Annotated in this window: 14 protein-coding genes, 2 tRNA genes and 2 pseudogenes; 9 read left to right on the plus strand and 9 right to left on the minus strand. The window is 56.8% G+C overall.

Going from position 1 to position 18,343, the window contains the following annotated elements:
* Positions 1-624: IS4 family transposase (locus QK300_RS00005; protein WP_281302336.1), on the plus strand; the 624-nt coding region annotated here is incomplete at its 5' end.
* Between the two features lie 20 nt (positions 625-644).
* Here the strand turns inward: QK300_RS00005 and QK300_RS00010 are convergent.
* The 3 genes and pseudogenes from QK300_RS00010 to alkB all read right to left on the minus strand — a co-directional run.
* Positions 645-911 (minus strand): annotated as a pseudogene (locus QK300_RS00010) (proline hydroxylase); the annotation flags it as partial.
* Positions 908-1,966: a bifunctional DNA-binding transcriptional regulator/O6-methylguanine-DNA methyltransferase Ada gene (ada, locus tag QK300_RS00015; protein ID WP_281300019.1), complete on the minus strand. Its 1,059-nt coding sequence runs from the start codon at positions 1,964-1,966 to the stop codon at positions 908-910. The pseudogene QK300_RS00010 and the gene ada, both read right to left, overlap by 4 nt.
* Positions 1,967-2,391: 425 nt before the next feature.
* Complete coding sequence (gene alkB / locus QK300_RS00020) at positions 2,392-3,042, minus strand: DNA oxidative demethylase AlkB (protein WP_348651789.1); 651 nt, start codon at positions 3,040-3,042, stop codon at positions 2,392-2,394.
* 28 nt (positions 3,043-3,070) lie between these two features.
* On the opposite strand from alkB, the gene QK300_RS00025 reads away from it, so the two are divergent.
* Positions 3,071-3,532: a hypothetical protein gene (locus QK300_RS00025; protein ID WP_281300028.1), complete on the plus strand. Its 462-nt coding sequence runs from the start codon at positions 3,071-3,073 to the stop codon at positions 3,530-3,532.
* Here QK300_RS00025 and QK300_RS00030 read toward each other — a convergent pair.
* A pseudogene (locus QK300_RS00030) lies at positions 3,481-3,666 on the minus strand (DNA methylase); the annotation flags it as partial. The gene QK300_RS00025 and the pseudogene QK300_RS00030 overlap by 52 nt on opposite strands.
* A gap of 322 nt (positions 3,667-3,988) precedes the next feature.
* Positions 3,989-4,078 (minus strand) — tRNA-Ser (locus tag QK300_RS00035).
* 318 nt (positions 4,079-4,396) lie between these two features.
* Here QK300_RS00035 and QK300_RS00040 point away from each other — a divergent pair.
* Positions 4,397-4,768 carry a TonB family protein gene (locus QK300_RS00040; RefSeq protein WP_281300017.1) on the plus strand — a complete coding sequence of 124 codons (372 nt, stop codon included), beginning with the start codon at positions 4,397-4,399 and terminating at the stop codon, positions 4,766-4,768.
* Positions 4,769-4,936: 168 nt separating this feature from the next.
* Here the strand turns inward: QK300_RS00040 and QK300_RS00045 are convergent.
* Positions 4,937-5,023: transfer RNA gene (locus QK300_RS00045), tRNA-Leu, on the minus strand.
* A gap of 129 nt (positions 5,024-5,152) precedes the next feature.
* Between QK300_RS00045 and QK300_RS00050 the strand changes: the two genes are divergently transcribed.
* Positions 5,153-6,112 carry a complex I NDUFA9 subunit family protein gene (locus tag QK300_RS00050; RefSeq protein WP_281300016.1) on the plus strand — a complete coding sequence of 320 codons (960 nt, stop codon included), beginning with the start codon at positions 5,153-5,155 and terminating at the stop codon, positions 6,110-6,112.
* Between the two features lie 518 nt (positions 6,113-6,630).
* Here the strand turns inward: QK300_RS00050 and QK300_RS00055 are convergent.
* A complete protein-coding gene (locus tag QK300_RS00055; RefSeq protein ID WP_281300015.1) occupies positions 6,631-6,786 on the minus strand; it encodes a hypothetical protein in 156 nt (51 codons plus the stop codon).
* A gap of 152 nt (positions 6,787-6,938) precedes the next feature.
* Between QK300_RS00055 and QK300_RS00060 the strand changes: the two genes are divergently transcribed.
* From QK300_RS00060 to gltB, 3 genes are all read left to right on the plus strand, one after another.
* Positions 6,939-8,408 (plus strand): NAD(P)-dependent oxidoreductase, encoded by a 1,470-nt coding sequence (locus QK300_RS00060; RefSeq protein ID WP_281300014.1) that lies wholly within the window; start codon positions 6,939-6,941, stop codon positions 8,406-8,408.
* A gap of 65 nt (positions 8,409-8,473) precedes the next feature.
* On the plus strand, positions 8,474-9,067 hold the full coding sequence (locus QK300_RS00065) for a DUF2059 domain-containing protein (RefSeq protein ID WP_281300013.1): 594 nt from the start codon (positions 8,474-8,476) through the stop codon (positions 9,065-9,067).
* Positions 9,068-9,124: 57 nt separating this feature from the next.
* Positions 9,125-13,621, plus strand: a complete 4,497-nt coding sequence (gene gltB, locus QK300_RS00070) for a glutamate synthase large subunit (protein ID WP_281300012.1) — start codon at positions 9,125-9,127, stop codon at positions 13,619-13,621.
* Between the two features lie 98 nt (positions 13,622-13,719).
* Here the strand turns inward: gltB and QK300_RS00075 are convergent, their stop codons facing one another.
* The gene (locus QK300_RS00075) at positions 13,720-15,312 is read right to left on the minus strand and encodes an ABC transporter permease (protein ID WP_281300011.1); all 1,593 of its coding nucleotides are present in this window, start codon (positions 15,310-15,312) and stop codon (positions 13,720-13,722) included.
* Positions 15,312-16,271, minus strand: coding sequence for an ATP-binding cassette domain-containing protein (locus QK300_RS00080; RefSeq protein ID WP_281300010.1), 960 nt, complete (start codon positions 16,269-16,271; stop codon positions 15,312-15,314). Before QK300_RS00080 ends, QK300_RS00075 begins: the two co-directional genes overlap by 1 nt.
* Before the next feature lie 116 nt (positions 16,272-16,387).
* Between QK300_RS00080 and QK300_RS00085 the strand changes: the two genes are divergently transcribed.
* Together QK300_RS00085 and queG are read left to right on the plus strand one after the other, a co-directional pair.
* Complete coding sequence (locus QK300_RS00085; RefSeq protein ID WP_348651783.1) at positions 16,388-17,113, plus strand: glutathione S-transferase family protein; 726 nt, start codon at positions 16,388-16,390, stop codon at positions 17,111-17,113.
* 17 nt (positions 17,114-17,130) lie between these two features.
* Positions 17,131-18,297, plus strand: a complete 1,167-nt coding sequence (queG, locus tag QK300_RS00090) for a tRNA epoxyqueuosine(34) reductase QueG (RefSeq protein WP_348651790.1) — start codon at positions 17,131-17,133, stop codon at positions 18,295-18,297.
* Positions 18,298-18,343: the final 46 nt, after the last annotated feature.

Genomic DNA, 18,343 nt, shown 5'->3' on the forward strand with positions numbered 1-18,343 from the left:
ATGCCCGTTGAGGCTGGCGCGACCTATGTTTTTGATCTGGGATACTTTGATTATGCTTGGTGGGCGAGACTGAACGACGCCGGTTGCCGGATCGTCACCCGCCTCAAAACCAATACGCCGATTCATGTGACGGAAGAACGCGCGGTGCCCGGTGGCAACGACAACCTTCTGTCCGACCGCGCTGGGATGTTGCCCAAAAGACGCTCAAAGGGCAGAGCGAATCCATTTACCGATCCGGTCCGGGAAATAAGGGTCAGAACGGATACCGGCAAAATCCTGCGCTTGCTGTGCAATGACCTGAACGCTCCGGCAGAGGAGATTGCCGCGCTGTATAAGCGCCGATGGGCTATCGAGTTGTTTTTCCGCTGGATCAAACAAAACCTGAAAATCCGTCATTTTCTCGGGCGCAGCGAAAACGCCGTACGCATCCAGGTTGCTGTAGCGATGATTGCCTTCCTGCTGTTGCAGCTGGCCCAGGAAACACAGAAAACAGTCCGAAGCCCGCTTGCTTTTGCACGGCTGGTGCGTGTCAACCTCATGCATAGAAAGCGTATCGACCGACTCCTGCAAACTGCGCATAGCCCACCGGAAAACACGAACCAAATGGTGCTGCAATGGCAGTGAATTTAAACCGGACAGCAGTGGATGAGATCGGGCAATGGATACTTGAAATAGCGGTATTCGCCCTTGCCGAACCCGTGCCGCGCCATGTGAATATGGCTGCGAAAATGCTCTTCCCTCGGATAAAGGGACGCGAGATCAGCGCATTCGTCGGGGCTAAGGAGCCCCGACAGCACCACGCAACCAAAGCTGTTCATTTCACCCGCGAGAGCATCCCAATCATATGTCTTCAGCCGCTTTTCGGCGCTGGCGACAGCTTCAGCCGCCGGGATGAAATCCTTGGTGCTCATGCCTGAGCCTCCTTTTCGAGAAGCGCGCGCTTGCGTTCGACGCCCCAGCGATAGCCGGACAACGCCCCGTCATTTCTGACAATACGGTGGCAAGGGATGGCCACGGCGATCTTGTTCGCCCCACAAGCCTGAGCGACGGCCCGAACAGCTTTCGGCTCGCCGATCCGGTGGGCCAATTCGGTGTAGGATATGGTCTGCCCCGCCGGAATCTGCCGCAAAGCCTGCCAAACCCGTTCCTGAAATGCCGTGCCCCGGATGTCGAGCGGCAGGTCAAATCCAATCGCCGGTGTCTCGACGAAGCCCACCACCTGCGCGATGAGCTTCTCGAAATTCTCGTCACCACCGATCAGATTGGCATTGGGGAAACGGTCCTGCAGGTCGCGGGCCAGAGCGTCCGGGTCATCCCCCAATGTGATCGAACAGATACCCTTGTTGCTCTGCGCCACCAGAATTGCGCCAAGCGAAGTCTCTCCGATAGCAAAGCGAATATCGGCGCCCTTGCCGCCGTTCTTATAGGTCGTCGGTGTCATTCCAAGCACCTCATTCGATCGTTCGTAAAAGCGGCTGTTCGAGTTGAATCCCGCGCCATAGATCGCGCTGGTCACACTGGCCGCTTGATCAGAGAGTTCCGCCCGGATCTTCCGGCTTCGATGGGCAACGGCCCATTGCTTCGGTGTCAGCCCGGTGATCACCTTGAACTGACGGTGGAAGTAAGAGGGACTCAGCCCGATACGCGCGGCCAGACCGTCCAGTGTCGGCATCTCATCGGAGGCTTCGATCAATCGGCAGGCTTCGGCCACCAGCGCGGTGTTGGCCTCAGTCAACGACTGTCCGTTCGGATTGCAGCGTTGGCAGGGGCGAAAGCCCGCCGCCTCGGCCTCGGCGGGTGTGTCGTAGAAGCGCACATTCTGCCGCTTCGCTCTCCGTGAAGGACAAGAAGGACGACAATAAACCCCGGTCGTCGTGACAGTGTAGACGAAGCTGCCGTCTGCGCCCGCATCACGCGCGGCCACGCTTTGCCAGCGTAAATCCTGCTCGGTTGGGGTCTTGTTCATGGCGGTTCTCACTTCGTTGCCGTTTGTCTGCTCTACTTAACCACGGAAGATCGTGTTCTCACTCCGATCCTTGCTTTCAAATTCAGGAAGCAAGGAATTCTATATAGTCCTCTCAATTTCGGTCTCGCGCAGATGAACGACAGCCTCGCCGAACAAACTTAGCGAATAGTCCCATCCGGCCGGCCCATTCTCCACCAGATCGCCGATGGAGTGCATGACCAAAGCTTGGTCGGGATCGGCATGGCCTTCTCTCGGCCAGACATCCCGCGCTTCAGCCTGAAAGGTGGTGGCGAGAACAGGGTGTAGCGCATGTGGCATAGGTCAATTCCCGTGCAAGGGCATGGCAGGCTCCTGTTGACGAGTTTCGTTGCCAGAAACCATATTCCGGCGATCCCGACATTCCGTTCCTTGCCGTGTAGTCCGCCTCAGAGTGCGCTGCGAAAGGTCAGATTCAACCGCATCCGCCCCACCTTAGGATGCTCGCCCTCCTTCAGAACCGGGACGCCGTGATAGCAAAGACGCGACGGCCCGCCCCAAACGGCGACATCGCCATGACGCAGCGCGTATTTCTGGATCGGATCGGGGCGTTTCAGGCCCCCGAACTGGAAAATCGCGGGCAGGCCGAGCGAAACCGAAACAATGGGATTGGCGAAGTCGCGCTCGTTCTTGTCCTGATGCAGCGACAGCCGCGCGCCAGGATCATAGCGGTTGATGAGGCAGGCATCGGGTCGGAACGCGGAATATCCGACCTCGGTTGCAGCCGTGACCGCCAGCGCCATAAAGCTGTCGGGCATCGGTGGCCATGGCTTGCCGGTCTCGGGGTCGGCCGCATCATACCGATAGCCGGTACGGTCCGTCACCCAACCCGCCCGTCCGCAATTCGTCATCGCGACGGACATGACATGACCGCCCGGCGTGACCATATTGCGGAAGGGTGAAACAATAGCGATTTCCCGGATCGCGGCGAGGAGATCATCCTCGCGATCCAGCGCAAAGCCATGCAGGAGGACCGCGCCTTCGGCCATTTCCTCGCGCGTGGACTGGCGAGGTTCCTCTCCGCCGAAAAGGTCAGTCATCATCTTTGTCTCCATCAAGAGCCGAAGGGTGCAGGACGCGCTTGTAACCCGCCAGCAGCGCAGCGAGGGTCGAGGGCGGGTCGGCAGGCCGTCGAAAGCCGAATGTCTGCCGGCGGATACTGATGATGCGAATACGAGATTCGCCTGCATCCGACATATCGCTCCCCTGCATGGTCATGGCCTTTTATGGCAAAATCTCTCGCCGCGCGGCACTCTGAACCTTGCTCTCGAACTTCATGAAATTGAAAGCAAGAAACGGAGCGTTGAGGGATGCGGACCATGCGATCCTGCGCGCAGAACGATGAACTTGAAGGAAGCCATGTCTTTGCCCGAGAACCTGTCAGCCCGCTACGACGAGGCCGTCGTCTTCCTGCACAATCTTGATAAAGACTGGGCGCGCACCATCGATCTGATCGGGCCTTGCCTGCACGATCCCAAAGCGGGGCGCAGCCAGCGGCCGTTGTCGTCGTTGGCGACAGTGCGGCCCTGACGGTCGCGGAAGTTGGTGACATAGGGCGGATCAGTCAGGATAAAATCGACCGTTCCCCGGTCAAAAGACCGCATCACGTCGATGCAATCGCCGTTAAAAATCACGCTGCGGGGGAGATTGGTGTTTCCGGTCATGTCTCTGTTCCTCTGGATTATCGGTTTCAGAGCAGCGAAGCGCCGCTCCTGTACCCTTGCCCGTCGGCGAGACCGGGGGGTGCAAGGCGCAAGGGCGGCCGGGATGGAGGGGGATCACCCGGTCTGCACGGAACGAAGTGGAGGAAGGCCGGGGAAACCGTCCCGGACGAGCCTCAGCGGGAACTGATCAATCTTCTGACGGAATACGACACGCCTGAAGCCCAAGCAGGGCATAGGCGTTGAACGGAACGCCCGCAGAATGCGGGGGCCCGTAGCGCGGGTTCGAACTTTTTATGAAAAATATTTTAAAACAAAGACTTATTGGCGGAGCGGGAGGGATTCGAACCCTCGAGGGGCTTACACCCCAACACGCTTTCCAGGCGTGCGCCTTAAACCGCTCGGCCACCGCTCCGCAAAGTCGTCTTTGGAAAAGTTTATCAGACGAACGGGGCGCACTATAGTCGTTCATCCTATGAACGCAAGCGCGCAGATGCCCCGGCCGCAAATTCTCAGGCTGTTTCTCTATATTTTTGGGCAAATCCACTCCGTGCAAGGATATTGTCGCTTCCCATTATCAAGATTCATTAAGAATAAATTTTAAATTAACTATGTTCCTTAAATGCAGTTTTACATTTGAAGCTTAGATTTACCTCTATGGGATCAGGATGAGCGCGGATTTGAGAGGGTTCTCCATGCCGCCTCGGAAATCGTCTGATAGGGAAGAATGCAGATGACAAGAGAATTCAAAAAACTGTTCATGGGGCTGGCTGCGGTCTCTTTTCTGGCCACGAGCGCTGTTTTTGCACAGGCGGCGGATATCGCAAGCTGGCAAAGATCCATTGTGCAGGTCGTCGCCCAAAAGCAGGTTTATCCACGCTCTGCCCTGCGGCGTGAAATCGAAGGCAATGCCCGCGTTCAGATCACTATTGCCCGGGATGGCACGATTGCCAATTTTGAAATTCTCGAAAATACCGGCCATGACGTTCTGGATCGTGAAGTGCCAAAATTGATGGAACGGATCAGCCCCCTGCCGGCTCCGCCCAATGATCTGAGTGATGATCAACTGACCTTCATCCTGCCTTTGGCCTGGGCTTTACGCTAAATTTGGGCTTTACGCTAAACCTTGGCCTTGCGCCAAGCGATTTTTGGCCGCTTTTTCTGAAAAACCGTTCTCCCGCTTGAAAACCGGGATAGCGGTTTTTTGCGTCTAACGCATAAGCGGGAGACGATAGACGCAACGACGAAAATGGGATCTGTGACCGGAAGATGATGGTGCCCAGGAGAGGACTCGAACCTCCACGACCTTGCGATCACTGGCACCTGAAGCCAGCGCGTCTACCAATTCCGCCACCTGGGCACAGGTGGGTCATCAAGGTCGCGATCACTAGAACCCACAAAGCCCCTTGTCAAGGCGCTTTATTTGATCGCCGAGGAATGACACAATGATTCTCATTCCTCTTTCAAAGTGCGGGAGCCTTGCAACATCATGCCCATAAAAGACGCCCGATTGGCAACGGTTTTTGGCGGTTCCGGCTTTATCGGCCGCGCCGTGGTGCAAAGGCTGGCGCGGGCAGGCTATCGGATCCGGGTGGCAGTGCGCCATCCCGATAAGGCCTATTTTCTAAAACCTTTGGGCGAAATGGGCCAAATCCATGCCGTGCATGCCGATCTGACGAATGCGCCTAGCATCAAAGCCGCATTGGCGGGGTGCGATGTGGCGATCAATCTGGTGGGAATCCTCAGCCAATCGGGGCGGCAACGCTTTGATCTGGTGCAGGCGAAGGGCGCGGGCCTGATCGCCCGCACTGCCGCCGAACTGGGGATCAGCGATCTGGTGCATCTTTCGGCCATTGGTGCGGATGCCGCCTCTCCTTCCCTTTATGCCATGAGCAAAGCGCAAGGCGAGCAGGCGGTGAGAGACGCCTTCCCCAAGGCCCATATCCTGCGCCCCAGCCTTGTTTTCGGACCAGACGATGCTTTCACCAACCGCTTTGCCGCCCTTGCCAAAAAGCTGCCCTTCATGCCGGTGATCGCTGGTGAAACCCGCTTTCAGCCGGTTTATGTGGGGGATGTGGCGGATGCGGTTCTCGCCTCATTGCGCCAGCCCGCGCCGGAAAAGGCGACCCTCCATGAATTGGGCGGACCAAAGATCTACAGCTTTCGGGCTTTGCTGGGAATGATCCTTCATTATTCGGGGCAAAAGCGCCCTTTGCTGGATATTCCCATGCCATTGGCCCGGCTGCAGGCCAGCCTTTTGCAATATCTGCCCTCACCGCCCCTGACGCCGGATCAATTGCTGATGCTGCAGCAGGATAATATCGTGCATGAAAACACCCCCGGCCTGCGCGATCTGGGGATCAGCCCCACGGCCGCCGAAGCCATCCTGCCCGGCTATCTTGATCTTTATGCCCCCCAAGGCCGTTTCACACGGCCCCGAAATCAATAATGACCGTTTCACGCGGCCCAAGCACCCATAAGGCCGTTTTACACGGCTTAGAATGACACCCCATTGGATTGAGGCAAGGGGCAGGGTCTGCCGGGCCGATCATGCCCCAAGGCAGGAAACACCCAGCGCGTCAGATCATCCTGATGCCTGACACAAGATCGCACTTTGCGTATTGATGGGCATCGCCTGCCCTGAAATGAAGGTTTTTTGGCCCTTCATCCCGGCCAGAGTGACTCTGGCCCAAAGCTTGCTAGGGTCTTAAAGTTTGCTAGAGTCTTTCAAAACAGGATTGAAAGGCCGGAAACAGGTGGGTCTATGTCACATCAACGGATGAAAGCCCTTGCAGATAAAGCGTCCCTCTCCGACAGAGTGGGGGCTGAGCCTCTGCGCCCAAACCAAAATTCAGCCTTGTTGAGCCCAAAGACTGGACCAGACAAGGACAGCCGCAAACAAACGGCCCGCATGATCGCCTATCATCTCCGCCGGGCGACGACGATCCGTCTCGACCCCTGATCTTATTAAGGCAGCAATACTGCCATAATGGACAATTCATGCTCGTATTTCAAATTTTTTGATGATAGTTTAATCAAATCAGGCAGCGGCTGAGGGTGATCCGGGGTGTGGCCGGTTTCGCCTTGATCGTGCCTGATGATCATCGGCACCTGATGGGTCATCTCGGTCTCATCCGTTTTTCGAGACCAAAGGCTATGGCGCTTTCTCATTCCGGAGCCGCCCTGCTTGGTGACACCATCTCAATCACAAGACATGCCCCGCATTTTATGGGGGCGGCTTTTACCGCAAGCCGCCAGAAAGCGAAGGAACTGCCATGACCGAGCGCATGCTGAAATTTGTCTCTCTTGCGCAGGCCATGCCGGATAAACGGCCGGCGCCCCAGCGACGCACGGATTTCGATGAAATCTATCGCGCTTTTGCGCAGGAAAAAGCTGCGGAGCAGGCCTCGCGCTGTTCCCAATGTGGCGTGCCTTTTTGCCAGATTCACTGCCCCTTGCAGAACAATATCCCCGATTGGCTGCGGCTGGCTGCCGAAGGCCGCTGGGAAGAAGCCTATGCGGTTTCATCCTCCACCAATAGCATGCCGGAAATCTGTGGCCGCATCTGCCCGCAGGATCGTTTGTGCGAAGGCAATTGCGTGATCGAAAAAGGTTTTGAATCGGTGACCATCGGCGCGGTGGAAAAGCATATCACCGATCTGGCCTGGGCGCGGGGCTGGATCAAGCCGATCACCCCGCCTTTGGAGCGCGATCAATCGGTGGGCATCATCGGTGCGGGCCCGGCGGGGCTTGCCTGTGCCGAACGGTTGCGGCGCAAGGGCTATCAGGTGGCCATTTATGATCGCTATGATCGCATCGGCGGGCTTTTGATCTATGGGATTCCCAATTTCAAGCTGGAAAAGGATGTTGTTCTGCGGCGGGGCCAGCGCCTGATCGAAAGCGGTGTTAAATTCCACATGAATGTGGATGTGGGCCGCGATATCACCTTGGGCGCCTTGCGCCAGCGCCATGATGCGGTGCTGATCGCCACCGGCACCTATCAGGCGCGGGAGCTGAAGGCCCCCGGTGTGGGGCTGGGCAATATCGTGCCGGCGCTGCCCTATCTGATCCACGCCAATCGCACCGATCTGGGCGATAAGCTGCCCGCTACCGATAGCAGCCGCTTTAACGCCAAAGACAAGCGCGTGGTGGTGATTGGTGGCGGCGATACGGCCATGGATTGCGTGCGCACCGCCACCCGCCAGGGAGCCAGCAGCGTGACCTGCCTTTATCGCCGGGATCGCCAGAATATGCCCGGCTCGGCCCGCGAAGTGAAGAATGCCGAAGAAGAAGGCGTGGTGTTCAACTGGCTATCCGCACCCGAAGCCTTTCTGGGTCGCCGTGTGGTCAGCGCTGTGCGGGCGTCTAAAATGCGTCTTGGCCCCGCCGATGCCACCGGTCGGCGCAGCCCCGAACCCATTCCCGATCAAAGCCACAGCCTTGAAGCCGATCTGGTAATCCAGGCTTTGGGTTTTGAGGCTGAAGATCTGGTGAGCGCTTTCGATGCCCCTGATCTGCTCACCACAAGCTGGGGCACCGTTAAAACCGGCGGACCATCCCTTGAAACATCCCTTGATGGGGTTTTTGCTGCCGGGGATATCGTGCGGGGCGCATCCCTTGTGGTGTGGGCGGTGCGCGATGGCCAGGATGCCGCCGCCGCCATTGATCGTTATCTCAAGGACAAAAGAACGCCAAAGCCCCTTTCGACTGATGACCAAAGCCTTGCTTTGGAAACGGTCAGTTAATGCTTGCGGAGACGCCATCCATTCGCGAGCATAAGCGTTCCTTCAAATAAACTGAAAGTATATCAATGTCCCGCACAGATCTGCTGAACACGCAAAAGCCTCATAATCGCCCATCACCTTTTGGCCGCCCTCTTTTGGGGCTGGCCATGGCGGCCGTTTTTCTGCTCGCCCCCATCAGCCCCCAATCCGCTTTCGCCCAAGGTGCGAAAACGGATGCCAGCCAAAGCGATGAGGAAAAATTTGAAGCCATCCGCGAACTGGTGGAAATCACCCAGATCGAAGCGATGGCCGCGCAGATGATCGATCTGTTCAATGAAGATATTCTGCCCTTGCTTCTTGAATCGAACCCGGAAGCGAATGAACAGCTTGATCGTATCATTCGCGAAGAAGTGGCGGGGGCGATGCTCTCCTTGAAACCCGATGTGATTGCCCTCACGGCTTCGGTGTGGTCGCGCCATTTCACCATCGATGAAATTCGCGGGCTGACCGCATTTTACCAGACACCCCTTGGCACCAAGCTTTTGGAAAAACAGCCGATCATCGCCCGGGAAAGCATGCAGGCGGGGATGCAGATGTCGCAAAAAGCGGCCATGACGGCGATGGAGGCCATCAAAAACCGCCTGACCGCTGAAAATCTGACTGTGCCCGCACAGCTTTAGATCATCCGCGGCCCAGCCTTTAATCAAGTTCAAGACCGAAATCAGGAAAACCCTGTCATGACCCATCTTCCCCCTGAAGCCATCGGATTGTATCACCCATCGGAAGAACATGATGCCTGTGGGGTGGGGCTGGTTGCTGCCATCAATGGCAAGGCATCGCGCCGGGTCGTGGAATCGGGGATTACCGCCCTCAAAGCCGTTTGGCATCGCGGGGCGGTGGATGCCGATGGGAAAACCGGCGATGGGGCGGGGATTCATCTGGAAATTCCCCAGCCCCTGTTCCGCGATCATGCCGAGCGCATGGGCCAAAGCATCAAAAGCGATGAGCGCATTGCCGTGGGCATGGTGTTTTTGCCGCGCACGGATTTATCGGCGCAGGAACGCTGCCGCTCCATCGTTGAGGGGGCCATTTTATCGGCAGGCCACAAGATTTATGGCTGGCGGCAGGTGCCTGTGGATGCTTCGGTGATTGGGACGAAAGCCCAATCCACCCGCCCCGAAATCGAACAGATCCTGATCGCCAATGATAAAAATCTTGATGAAGAAGCCTTCGAGCGTGATCTTTATGTCATTCGCCGCACCATCGAAAAAGAGGTGATCACGGCCCAGATCAATGAATTTTATATCTGTTCGCTTTCGGCGCGTTCGATCATTTATAAGGGCCTGTTTCTGGCCGAACAGCTTTCGGTGTTTTATCCCGATCTGAAAGACAAGCGATTCGTTTCGTCTTTTGCCCTTTATCATCAGCGCTATTCCACCAACACCTTCCCCCAATGGTGGCTGGCCCAGCCCTTTCGGATGATCGCCCATAATGGCGAGATCAATACCGTGCGGGGGAATGTCAACTGGATGCGCAGCCATCAGATCAGGATGGCATCGCTGGCCTTTGGCGATCATGATGAAGCGATCAAGCCGGTGGTGCCGCAGGGCGCATCCGATTCCGCAGCCCTTGATTCGGTTTTTGAATTGCTGGTGCGGGCGGGCCGCTCCGCCCCCATGGCGAAAAGCCTTCTGGTGCCCGAAGCCTGGTCGAAGCGCACCACCATGCCCGATTCCCATCGCGCGATGTATGCCTATTGCAATTCGGTGATGGAGCCGTGGGACGGCCCGGCAGCGCTGGTGGCTTATGATGGGCGGTTTGCGCTGGCGGGTCTTGATCGCAATGGCCTGCGCCCCCTGCGCTATACCGTCACCCGCGATGGCCTGCTGATCGTGGGATCGGAATCCGGCATGGTGGTTGTAGAAGAGGAAAATGTTATTGAAAAGGGCCGCTTAGGTCCGGGGCAGATGATTGCCGTCGATCTGGTGAATGGCCATTTTTATCATGATCTGGAATTGAAAGACGCCCTCGCCAATGCCCGGCCTTTTGAACATTGGGTCCGGCATTTCAAGGATTTCGACGAAATCGTTGATGAGCACAGCACCGAACCCGCGAGCTATGAAAAGCATGAATTGCTGCGGCGTCAGCTTTTAGCGGGGCTGAGCCATGAAGATCTGGAATTGATCCTGCATCCCCAAGCCGATGACGGCAAGGAAGCCATCGGCTCGATGGGTGATGATACGCCTTTGGCCGTTCTCTCTTCGCATTATCGGCCCTTGTCGCATTATTTCCGGCAAAATTTCAGTCAGGTCACCAATCCCCCCATCGATCCCTTGCGCGAACAAAGGGTGATGTCGCTGAAAACCCGTTTCGGCAATTTTGGCAATGTGCTGGATGGCGACAATCCGCAAAATAATGTGCTCATTCTTGAAAGCCCGGTGCTCACCTCGCGCGAATATCTGGCCCTGCTCGATTATTGGGGCAATGAAGCCACCATCATCGATTGCACCTTTGATCTGAAGGCCGGCCCCGGCGCTTTGAAAGATGCGCTCGATCGCATCCGCGCCGAAGCCGAGGATGCCGTGCGCTCAGGCCTTGGGCAGATTTTTCTCACCGATGAGAAGATCGGCCCCGATCGCGCCCCGGTGCCGATGATCCTGGCCACCGGCGGCGTGCATACGCATCTGCTCAATCGTGGCCTGCGGACCTTTGCCAGCCTTAATGTGCGGGCCTGTGATTGCCTTGATACCCATGCCTATGCGGTGCTGATCGGGGTGGGGGCGACCACGGTGAATGCCTATCTGGCGCAGGAAGCCATTCATGATCGCTTTGCGCGGGGGCTTTTTGGTTCCAAAAGCTATGACGCGTGCCTCAAGAACTGGAAAGATGCCATCGATAATGGCCTTTTGAAGATCATTTCGAAAATGGGGATCAGCGTGATTTCCAGCTATCGGGGCGGCGGCAATTTCGAGGCTTTGGGCCTGTCGCGGGCTTTGGCAGCGGAATTCTTCCCCAATGTGCCGTCAAAAATATCCGGAATCGGTCTGGCCGGGATTGAAGAAACCCTGCGCGCCAATCATGCCCGGGCCTTTGAGGAAGATGTCTCGAGCCTGCCCATCGGTGGCCTTTACCGCTTTCGTGCCGGGGCGGAAACCCATGCTTTTGAAGGCCGCCTGATCCATATGCTGCAAATGGCGGTGGCCAGCGGGGCCAGCTCACAATTCCGGCATTATACCAGCGCTTTGGCCAAGCTGCCGCCGGTTAACTTGCGCGATCTGATGGATTTTGTGCCCAAGAAAAAGCCGGTGAGCCTTGATGATGTCGAATCGGTGACGGCCCTTCGGAAGCGATTCGTAACCCCGGGTATGAGCATGGGGGCGCTATCACCTGAAGCCCATGAAACTCTGGCCATTGCCATGAACCGCATCGGCGCGAAATCGGTTTCCGGCGAAGGGGGCGAGGATGAACGCCGCTTCAAGCCCTATGCCAATGGCGATAATGCCAATTCGCCGATCAAGCAGATTGCCTCGGGGCGCTTTGGGGTCACGGCTAATTATCTCAATAATTGCGAAGAAATCGAAATCAAGGTGGCCCAGGGGGCAAAGCCCGGCGAGGGCGGCCAGCTTCCCGGTTTCAAGGTGACCGAACTGATTGCCAAATTGCGCCATGCCACCCCCGGGGTGATGCTGATTTCACCACCCCCCCATCATGATATCTATTCCATCGAGGATCTGGCGCAGCTCATATATGATTTAAAGCAGATCAATCCGGTGGCCCGGGTTTGTGTGAAGCTGGTGGCTTCTGCCGGAATCGGTACCATTGCCGCCGGTGTGGCCAAAGCCCATGCCGATGTGATCCAGATTTCCGGACATTCGGGCGGCACCGGCGCATCGCCGCAAACCTCGATCAAATATGCCGGTGCCCCATGGGAACTGGGGCTGGCCGAAGTCAATCAGGTGCTCACCCTCAATCGCCTGCGCCATCGGGTCAAGCTGCGCGTGGATGGGGGGCTGAAAACCGGCCGCGATATTGTTATCGGAGCGCTTTTGGGGGCCGAGGAATTTGGCATCGGCACGGCATCGCTGGTGGCGATGGGCTGTTTGATGGTGCGCCAATGCCATTCCAATACCTGCCCGGTGGGCATCTGCACCCAAGATGAGGATCTCCGCCGGAAATTCGATGGATCGGCGGAAAAGGTGGTCAATCTCATGACTTTTCTGGCCGAGGATGTGCGCGAAATTCTGGCCGGGCTGGGGGCCCATTCCCTTGAGGAAATCATCGGCCGTTCGGATCTTTTAAAGCAGATGAGCCGGGGCTCGCCGCGCCTTGATGATCTGGATCTCAATCCCATTCTGGTACGGGTGGATGCGCCTGATGAAGAACGCATCTGCCGCACCATTGGCCGCAATGAAGTGCCCGATTCCCTTGATGCCAAAATGATCGAGGATGCCAAACCGGTATTTGAGCGCGGTGAGAAAATGCAGCTCACCTATGCCATCCGCAATATCCATCGGGCCGTGGGCACCCGTTTTTCCGCGCATCTGGTGCGGGGCCATCTGAATGAGCGAATGGCCGCTGATCATGTGACGGTGCAGTTGAAAGGCTCGGCGGGGCAATCCCTTGGCGCTTTTGCCGTGCGCGGGCTGAAGCTCGTGGTTTTTGGCGATGCCAATGATTATGTGGGCAAAGGCTTATCGGGCGGCACCATCATCGTGCGGCCCCCGGCGCGATCGCCCCTCATCAGCAATGAAAATACGATCATCGGCAATACCGTGCTTTATGGGGCGACATCGGGGCAGCTTTTTGCCTCGGGGCAGGCGGGTGAACGATTTGCCGTGCGCAATTCAGGCGCCGAAGCGGTGATCGAAGGCTGCGGCGATAATGGCTGCGAATATATGACCGGGGGCACCTGTGTCATTCTTGGCTCTGTGGGCGATAATTTTGCCGCCGGGATGACCGGGGGCATGGCCTTCATCTATGATGATCGCAATGATTTCGATAGCCATCTCAATCAGGATACGGTGATTGCCACCCGCATTCAATCTGCGCATTGGGAAGCACATTTGCAAAACCTGATCGAGCGGCATCTGACCGCCACCGACAGCCGCCACGCGGCCATGCTGCTCAGCAATTGGAAAGAAAGCCTGAATCGCTTCTGGCAGGTGGTGCCAAAGGAAATGCTGAACCGCTTATCCCATCCCCTGTCGGATGAAAAGGAACGCGAAAGCGCCTGATCCATGCCTGAACCCAATCGCCCTGATGGCAAGATCTGCACCATCAGGGCTATTGGGTTGCCGCCAAAAGCGGCTCAGCCATCTTTTCTGGATTTAGCCTAACGGCTGCTGCGCACAAAGCTGAGCAATTGGCTGAATTTGGGCGGCTTGCCGCTAAACAGAACGGCAAGTCTGAACACCTTCCCCGATCCCCATAAAATCACGACAATCGTGATCAACTGCACAATGATCGAACCAATCACATCGATCAAGGCCGGTTCGGCCGCCGCGCGGGCCATCATCATGAACGGCCCAAAAAAGGGCAGCCATGATAAAATCCGCGCGCTTGCGCCATTGGGATCATCGGCAAAGGCTGAAACCACAAAGGGCACAACCAGCATCAAAATGACCATGGGTGTGGACAGATTCTGCACATCCCGTGAATTTTCGCAAAAAGCCCCCAGGGTGAGGAAAATCCCGGCAAAAAGAAAATAGCCCAAAACAAAATTGATCAGCATGGCGGGCAGGATCGGAGACCCGACGATCAGCCCCATCAGGATGCTTGAAAATTCCACAAAGGCGCTGCCCCCGGCCATCATGATAACGGCGACGAAAGCCCCAACGGAAAAAGCGAACATGGTGATCGCCACCAGCGAAGACCCCAGCAATTTCCCCACCATCAACTGATTGGGGGTCACCGAACTGACGAGCACCTCGATAATGCGGCTGGATTTTTCCTCCATGGTATTGGACATCAGCATGAACATGTTGATGTAAAGGAAATAGATCAAAAGCCATGATAAAGCCCGGGGCAAAAACTGGGCGATTATATCCCCCGGGGTCACGCTGCGCCCCTTGGGGGCGGAAATATCCAGCTCCATCAGCGGCGCTTTAAAGCTTAAGGGTGCCAAAACCCCTTCATCCCCAACAAAGCCGATCAGCGCCTTTTTCTGGAACACATCATCCACCGCATCTTCCAAACGCGAAGACAGGGACGATTTCAAGGCACCATCGCTCCAAAGCTGCACCACATCATCGGGCCCACCATAACCCAAAGCCGATAGGCTATCAGGGGCCACAGGCTGGGCATCGGGCTGGATCAGCATCACCGCATGAAGCTTTTCATCCGCCCCCTCGCCCATTTGAAGAAGTTGTTCCCCCTTCAACCAGGGGCGCAGGGAATCGGCAGGGGCCGTGCGCAGGGCCGTGCGATCAATTGATGGCGGAAGATCCACCAGCCGCAAATTAGACGGCTCCAGAACCGGCGGCGGCGATCCGGGTTTTACAAAAGGCATGGCGATATTGATGGCCCAGGCCAAACCGCCTCGTTCCAGATAGGCATCGGCATCGGCATCGGTCATATCGCTGCGGCGTTTAAGCAATAAGGGCGGCACTTTTTCAGGATCAAGCCCGCGCGCGGTTTTATACTCCGGATAAGCATAGGCCCGCACATAAGAGGTGATATCGGCCAGGGCTTCCTTGGCTTCAGCCCGCAGCAAAGCCTGCCGGATCGCCGCCCCATAAAGGCCATCGGCGGTCATGTCCTCAATCGCCACATTGCGCACAATGCTGGTTTTCTGCTCCAGCCAGCGCGGCACAAACATCCCCACCGCCATCATTGCGGGGATTAAAAACAGCGAGAATAAAAAACTTTTGCTGCGCACCGCTTCAATGAATTCATGGCGCGCAATGAGCTTGATCGACCGCATCATCAGGCAACATCCCCCAAGGGACGGTTTTGATCGTCCCCCACCAAATGAACAAAAACATCATGCAGGCTCGGCTCGATCATCGTGAAATAATCGATGCTGATGGCCTTTTCCGCACAAAAGGCCACCAATCGCTCAACAGACAGATGACTCAGCGTTTCAATTTCATAATCCACCAGCGTCCCTGCCTCCCCAGCCCGCCCAGCTTGGCGGATGGCGCTGATCTGCCCCACCTCAGGCAAAGCCTTCAGGGGCGCGATATCATCCGCCGTGCGCAGGATCATCCGCGATGGCAACAGGGCGCGGGCTTCGGCCACGGTACCGGTAAACACATCGCGGCCATGGGCGATGATGCACACCCGATCACATAAACGCTCGGCATGTTGCATCACATGGGTGGAAAACAGGATCGTCTTGCCCGCGCGCTTCATATCGCCCACAAGCCCTTCCAGAACCTGTTGATTGACCGGATCAAGGCCGGAAAAGGGCTCATCCAGAATCAGAAGATCGGGATCATGGACCAGAGTGGACAGCACCTGCACCTTTTGGGCCATGCCTTTCGATAATTGCTGCACCCGCTTTTTCGCGGCTTCACCCAAGCCATAGCGCTGCAGCAGGATGCGCGCCTGTTCCAGCGCCGAAGCCGCATCCATCCCCTTCAACTGACCCAGATAGGCGATCACCCGTTCCGCCGACATTCGCTTGTAAAGGCCGCGTTCTTCGGGCAGATAGCCGATGCGTTGCGAGACTTCGAGCGCGGTGGAGGCCCCCAGAACCTGACGGCTGCCGCCATCGGGATCGATGATCCCCAGAAGAATGCGGATACTGGTGCTTTTTCCGGCGCCATTCTGGCCCAGAAAGCCAAAAACCTCCCCCGGCTCCACCGACAAAGAAAGATCATCGAGAGCCAGTTGATCGCCATAATATTTTTGGATATGCGATAGAGCAATGACAGGGGCCATGGATTTTCCAGATGATAAGGTCTGAGCCGAAAACAGAGACTGAATAAAAGCAAAGTCATGACGAACATGCTATAGCCAACGCAAGCTGAGTTGAAAAGTATCTTCAAACATCCATCATGGAGACCGCATTGACGCGCGTTCTGTATCATAGCTGGCTCGATGCCGGTTCACGGCTGGTACGGATCGTTCTGGCGGAAAAATCTTTAGAAGCCCGCCTGCGCCTTGAAAAACCATGGGAAAGACGGCCGGATTTCCTACGGCTCAACCCCGCGGGCCGTGTTCCTGTATTGGTTGAAGATGCCCATATTTTTTGCGATAGCATCGCTATTTGCGAATATCTTGATGAAGCCCATGGCCCTTTAACGCAAGCCAGCGATCCCCCAAAGGAAGGGACTACAGGCCCGAATTCTTTGATCGGCGGCGATCCCATCGAACGGGCCGAAATCCGCCGCCTGATGGGATGGTTCATGGGAAAATTCGATCATGAAGTCAGCGCCCTTCTGATCAATGAAAAGCTTTTGAAGCGTTTTCTGCGGATGGGCGAGCCCGATAGTTCGGCCATCAGATCGGCGCATCATAATCTTGGTATCCATCTGAATTATATCGATTTCCTGGCCGAACGCCGACATTATCTGGGGGGTGCCCATTTTTCCATGGCCGATGCCTGCGCCGCCGCCCATCTTTCGATCATCGATTATTTCGGCGATATTCCATGGGATCGTCATCTGGCGGCGCGTGATTGGTATATGCGGGTGAAATCCCGCCGCTCGCTGCGTCTTATCCTGCAGGATCGCATCCCCGGATTAACCCCGCCCCGCCATTATGAAAGGCCCGATTTTTGACCCCCCCGGCCCCTCATATCGCCAAAGCGGGCGGCCCACAAACTCCAGACCAACTGGGCCGCCTGATCCGCGAACAGGCGCTTAAAAGCGGCTTTGATGCGGTGGGGATTGCCGATCCCGATGGGGTGGAAAAGTCGGGCGAGCATCTGCTGCGGTTCGTGGCCCTTGGCCGCCATGGCGAGATGGGCTGGATGGCTGAAAAAGCCGACCGCCGCCGCCATCCCAAAGCCCTGTGGCCCGAGGTGAGATCGATTATCATGCTGGGGCTGAATTATGGCCCGGCCCATGATCCCCTTGATCAGCTTGGCTGGCCTGATCAGGGCACCATTTCGGTTTATGCCCGCAATAAGGATTATCATGATCTGATCAAAACCCGGCTGCGGGCGCTGGCGCGCTGGCTGGTGGAGCAGACCGGCTGCGCCCTGAAGCTGTTTGTGGATACCGCACCGGTAATGGAAAAGCCGCTGGCCGCCGCCGCCGGGCTGGGCTGGCAGGGCAAGCACACCAATCTGATTTCCCGCGATCTGGGTAACTGGCTGTTTTTGGGGGCGATTTTCACCGATCTGGCGCTGCCCACCGATGCGCCGATCAAGGATCATTGCGGAAGCTGCCGCCGGTGCCTTGATATCTGCCCCACCAATGCCTTTCCCGCCCCCTATCAGCTTGATGCGCGGCGCTGCATTTCTTATCTCACCATCGAATATAAAGGCCATATCGATGCCGATCTGCGCCCTGCCATGGGCAATCGCATCTATGGCTGCGATGATTGCCTGGCGGTGTGCCCGTGGAATAAATACGCCCATAAAACCAATGATCCGGCGTTTTTTCCCCGGCCCGAGCTGAGTGCCCCCGATCTCGCCGATCTCGCCGATCTTGATGACGCCGCCTTTCGCACGGTTTTTGCCGGATCGCCGATCAAACGCACGGGGCGCGATTGTTTTATCCGCAATGTGCTGATCGCCATCGGCAATTCAGCAAACCCCGCGCATCTGCCGGTGATCCATCGCAGGCTGGATGATCCATCGCCATTGGTGCGGGCCATGGCAATCTGGGCACTGGGCCGGCTGGGGGATGAGCATCAGATCAAAGCGGCCAAACGCACCCATCGGCCCCGGGAAACGGATGAAAATGTCATCAGGGAATGGGCACGGCTCGATAAGCGATCTGTGGATCAGGCCCCATGAAGCACGCTTTGATGGATCCTTTTCTTTAAGGGCACCGATTTTATGC

The organism is Iodidimonas sp. MBR-22, assembly GCF_029946565.1.
In the GTDB taxonomy this organism is placed as follows: Bacteria; Pseudomonadota; Alphaproteobacteria; order Sphingomonadales; family Rhodothalassiaceae; genus Iodidimonas; species Iodidimonas nitroreducens.

Excerpts from the sequence above, each read along its gene's own strand:
- gltB (WP_281300012.1), top strand. The coding sequence starts at position 9,125 with ATGACCCATCTTCCCCCTGAAGCCATCGGATTGTATCACCCATCGGAA.
- QK300_RS00055 (WP_281300015.1), bottom strand. The coding sequence starts at position 6,786 with ATGACCCATCAGGTGCCGATGATCATCAGGCACGATCAAGGCGAAACC.
- QK300_RS00040 (WP_281300017.1), top strand. The coding sequence starts at position 4,397 with ATGACAAGAGAATTCAAAAAACTGTTCATGGGGCTGGCTGCGGTCTCT.
- QK300_RS00050 (WP_281300016.1), top strand. The coding sequence starts at position 5,153 with ATGCCCATAAAAGACGCCCGATTGGCAACGGTTTTTGGCGGTTCCGGC.
- QK300_RS00060 (WP_281300014.1), top strand. The coding sequence starts at position 6,939 with ATGACCGAGCGCATGCTGAAATTTGTCTCTCTTGCGCAGGCCATGCCG.
- ada (WP_281300019.1), bottom strand. The coding sequence starts at position 1,966 with ATGAACAAGACCCCAACCGAGCAGGATTTACGCTGGCAAAGCGTGGCC.
- QK300_RS00080 (WP_281300010.1), bottom strand. The coding sequence starts at position 16,271 with ATGGCCCCTGTCATTGCTCTATCGCATATCCAAAAATATTATGGCGAT.
- QK300_RS00085 (WP_348651783.1), top strand. The coding sequence starts at position 16,388 with ATGGAGACCGCATTGACGCGCGTTCTGTATCATAGCTGGCTCGATGCC.
- QK300_RS00065 (WP_281300013.1), top strand. The coding sequence starts at position 8,474 with ATGTCCCGCACAGATCTGCTGAACACGCAAAAGCCTCATAATCGCCCA.
- QK300_RS00075 (WP_281300011.1), bottom strand. The coding sequence starts at position 15,312 with ATGATGCGGTCGATCAAGCTCATTGCGCGCCATGAATTCATTGAAGCG.
- alkB (WP_348651789.1), bottom strand. The coding sequence starts at position 3,042 with ATGACTGACCTTTTCGGCGGAGAGGAACCTCGCCAGTCCACGCGCGAG.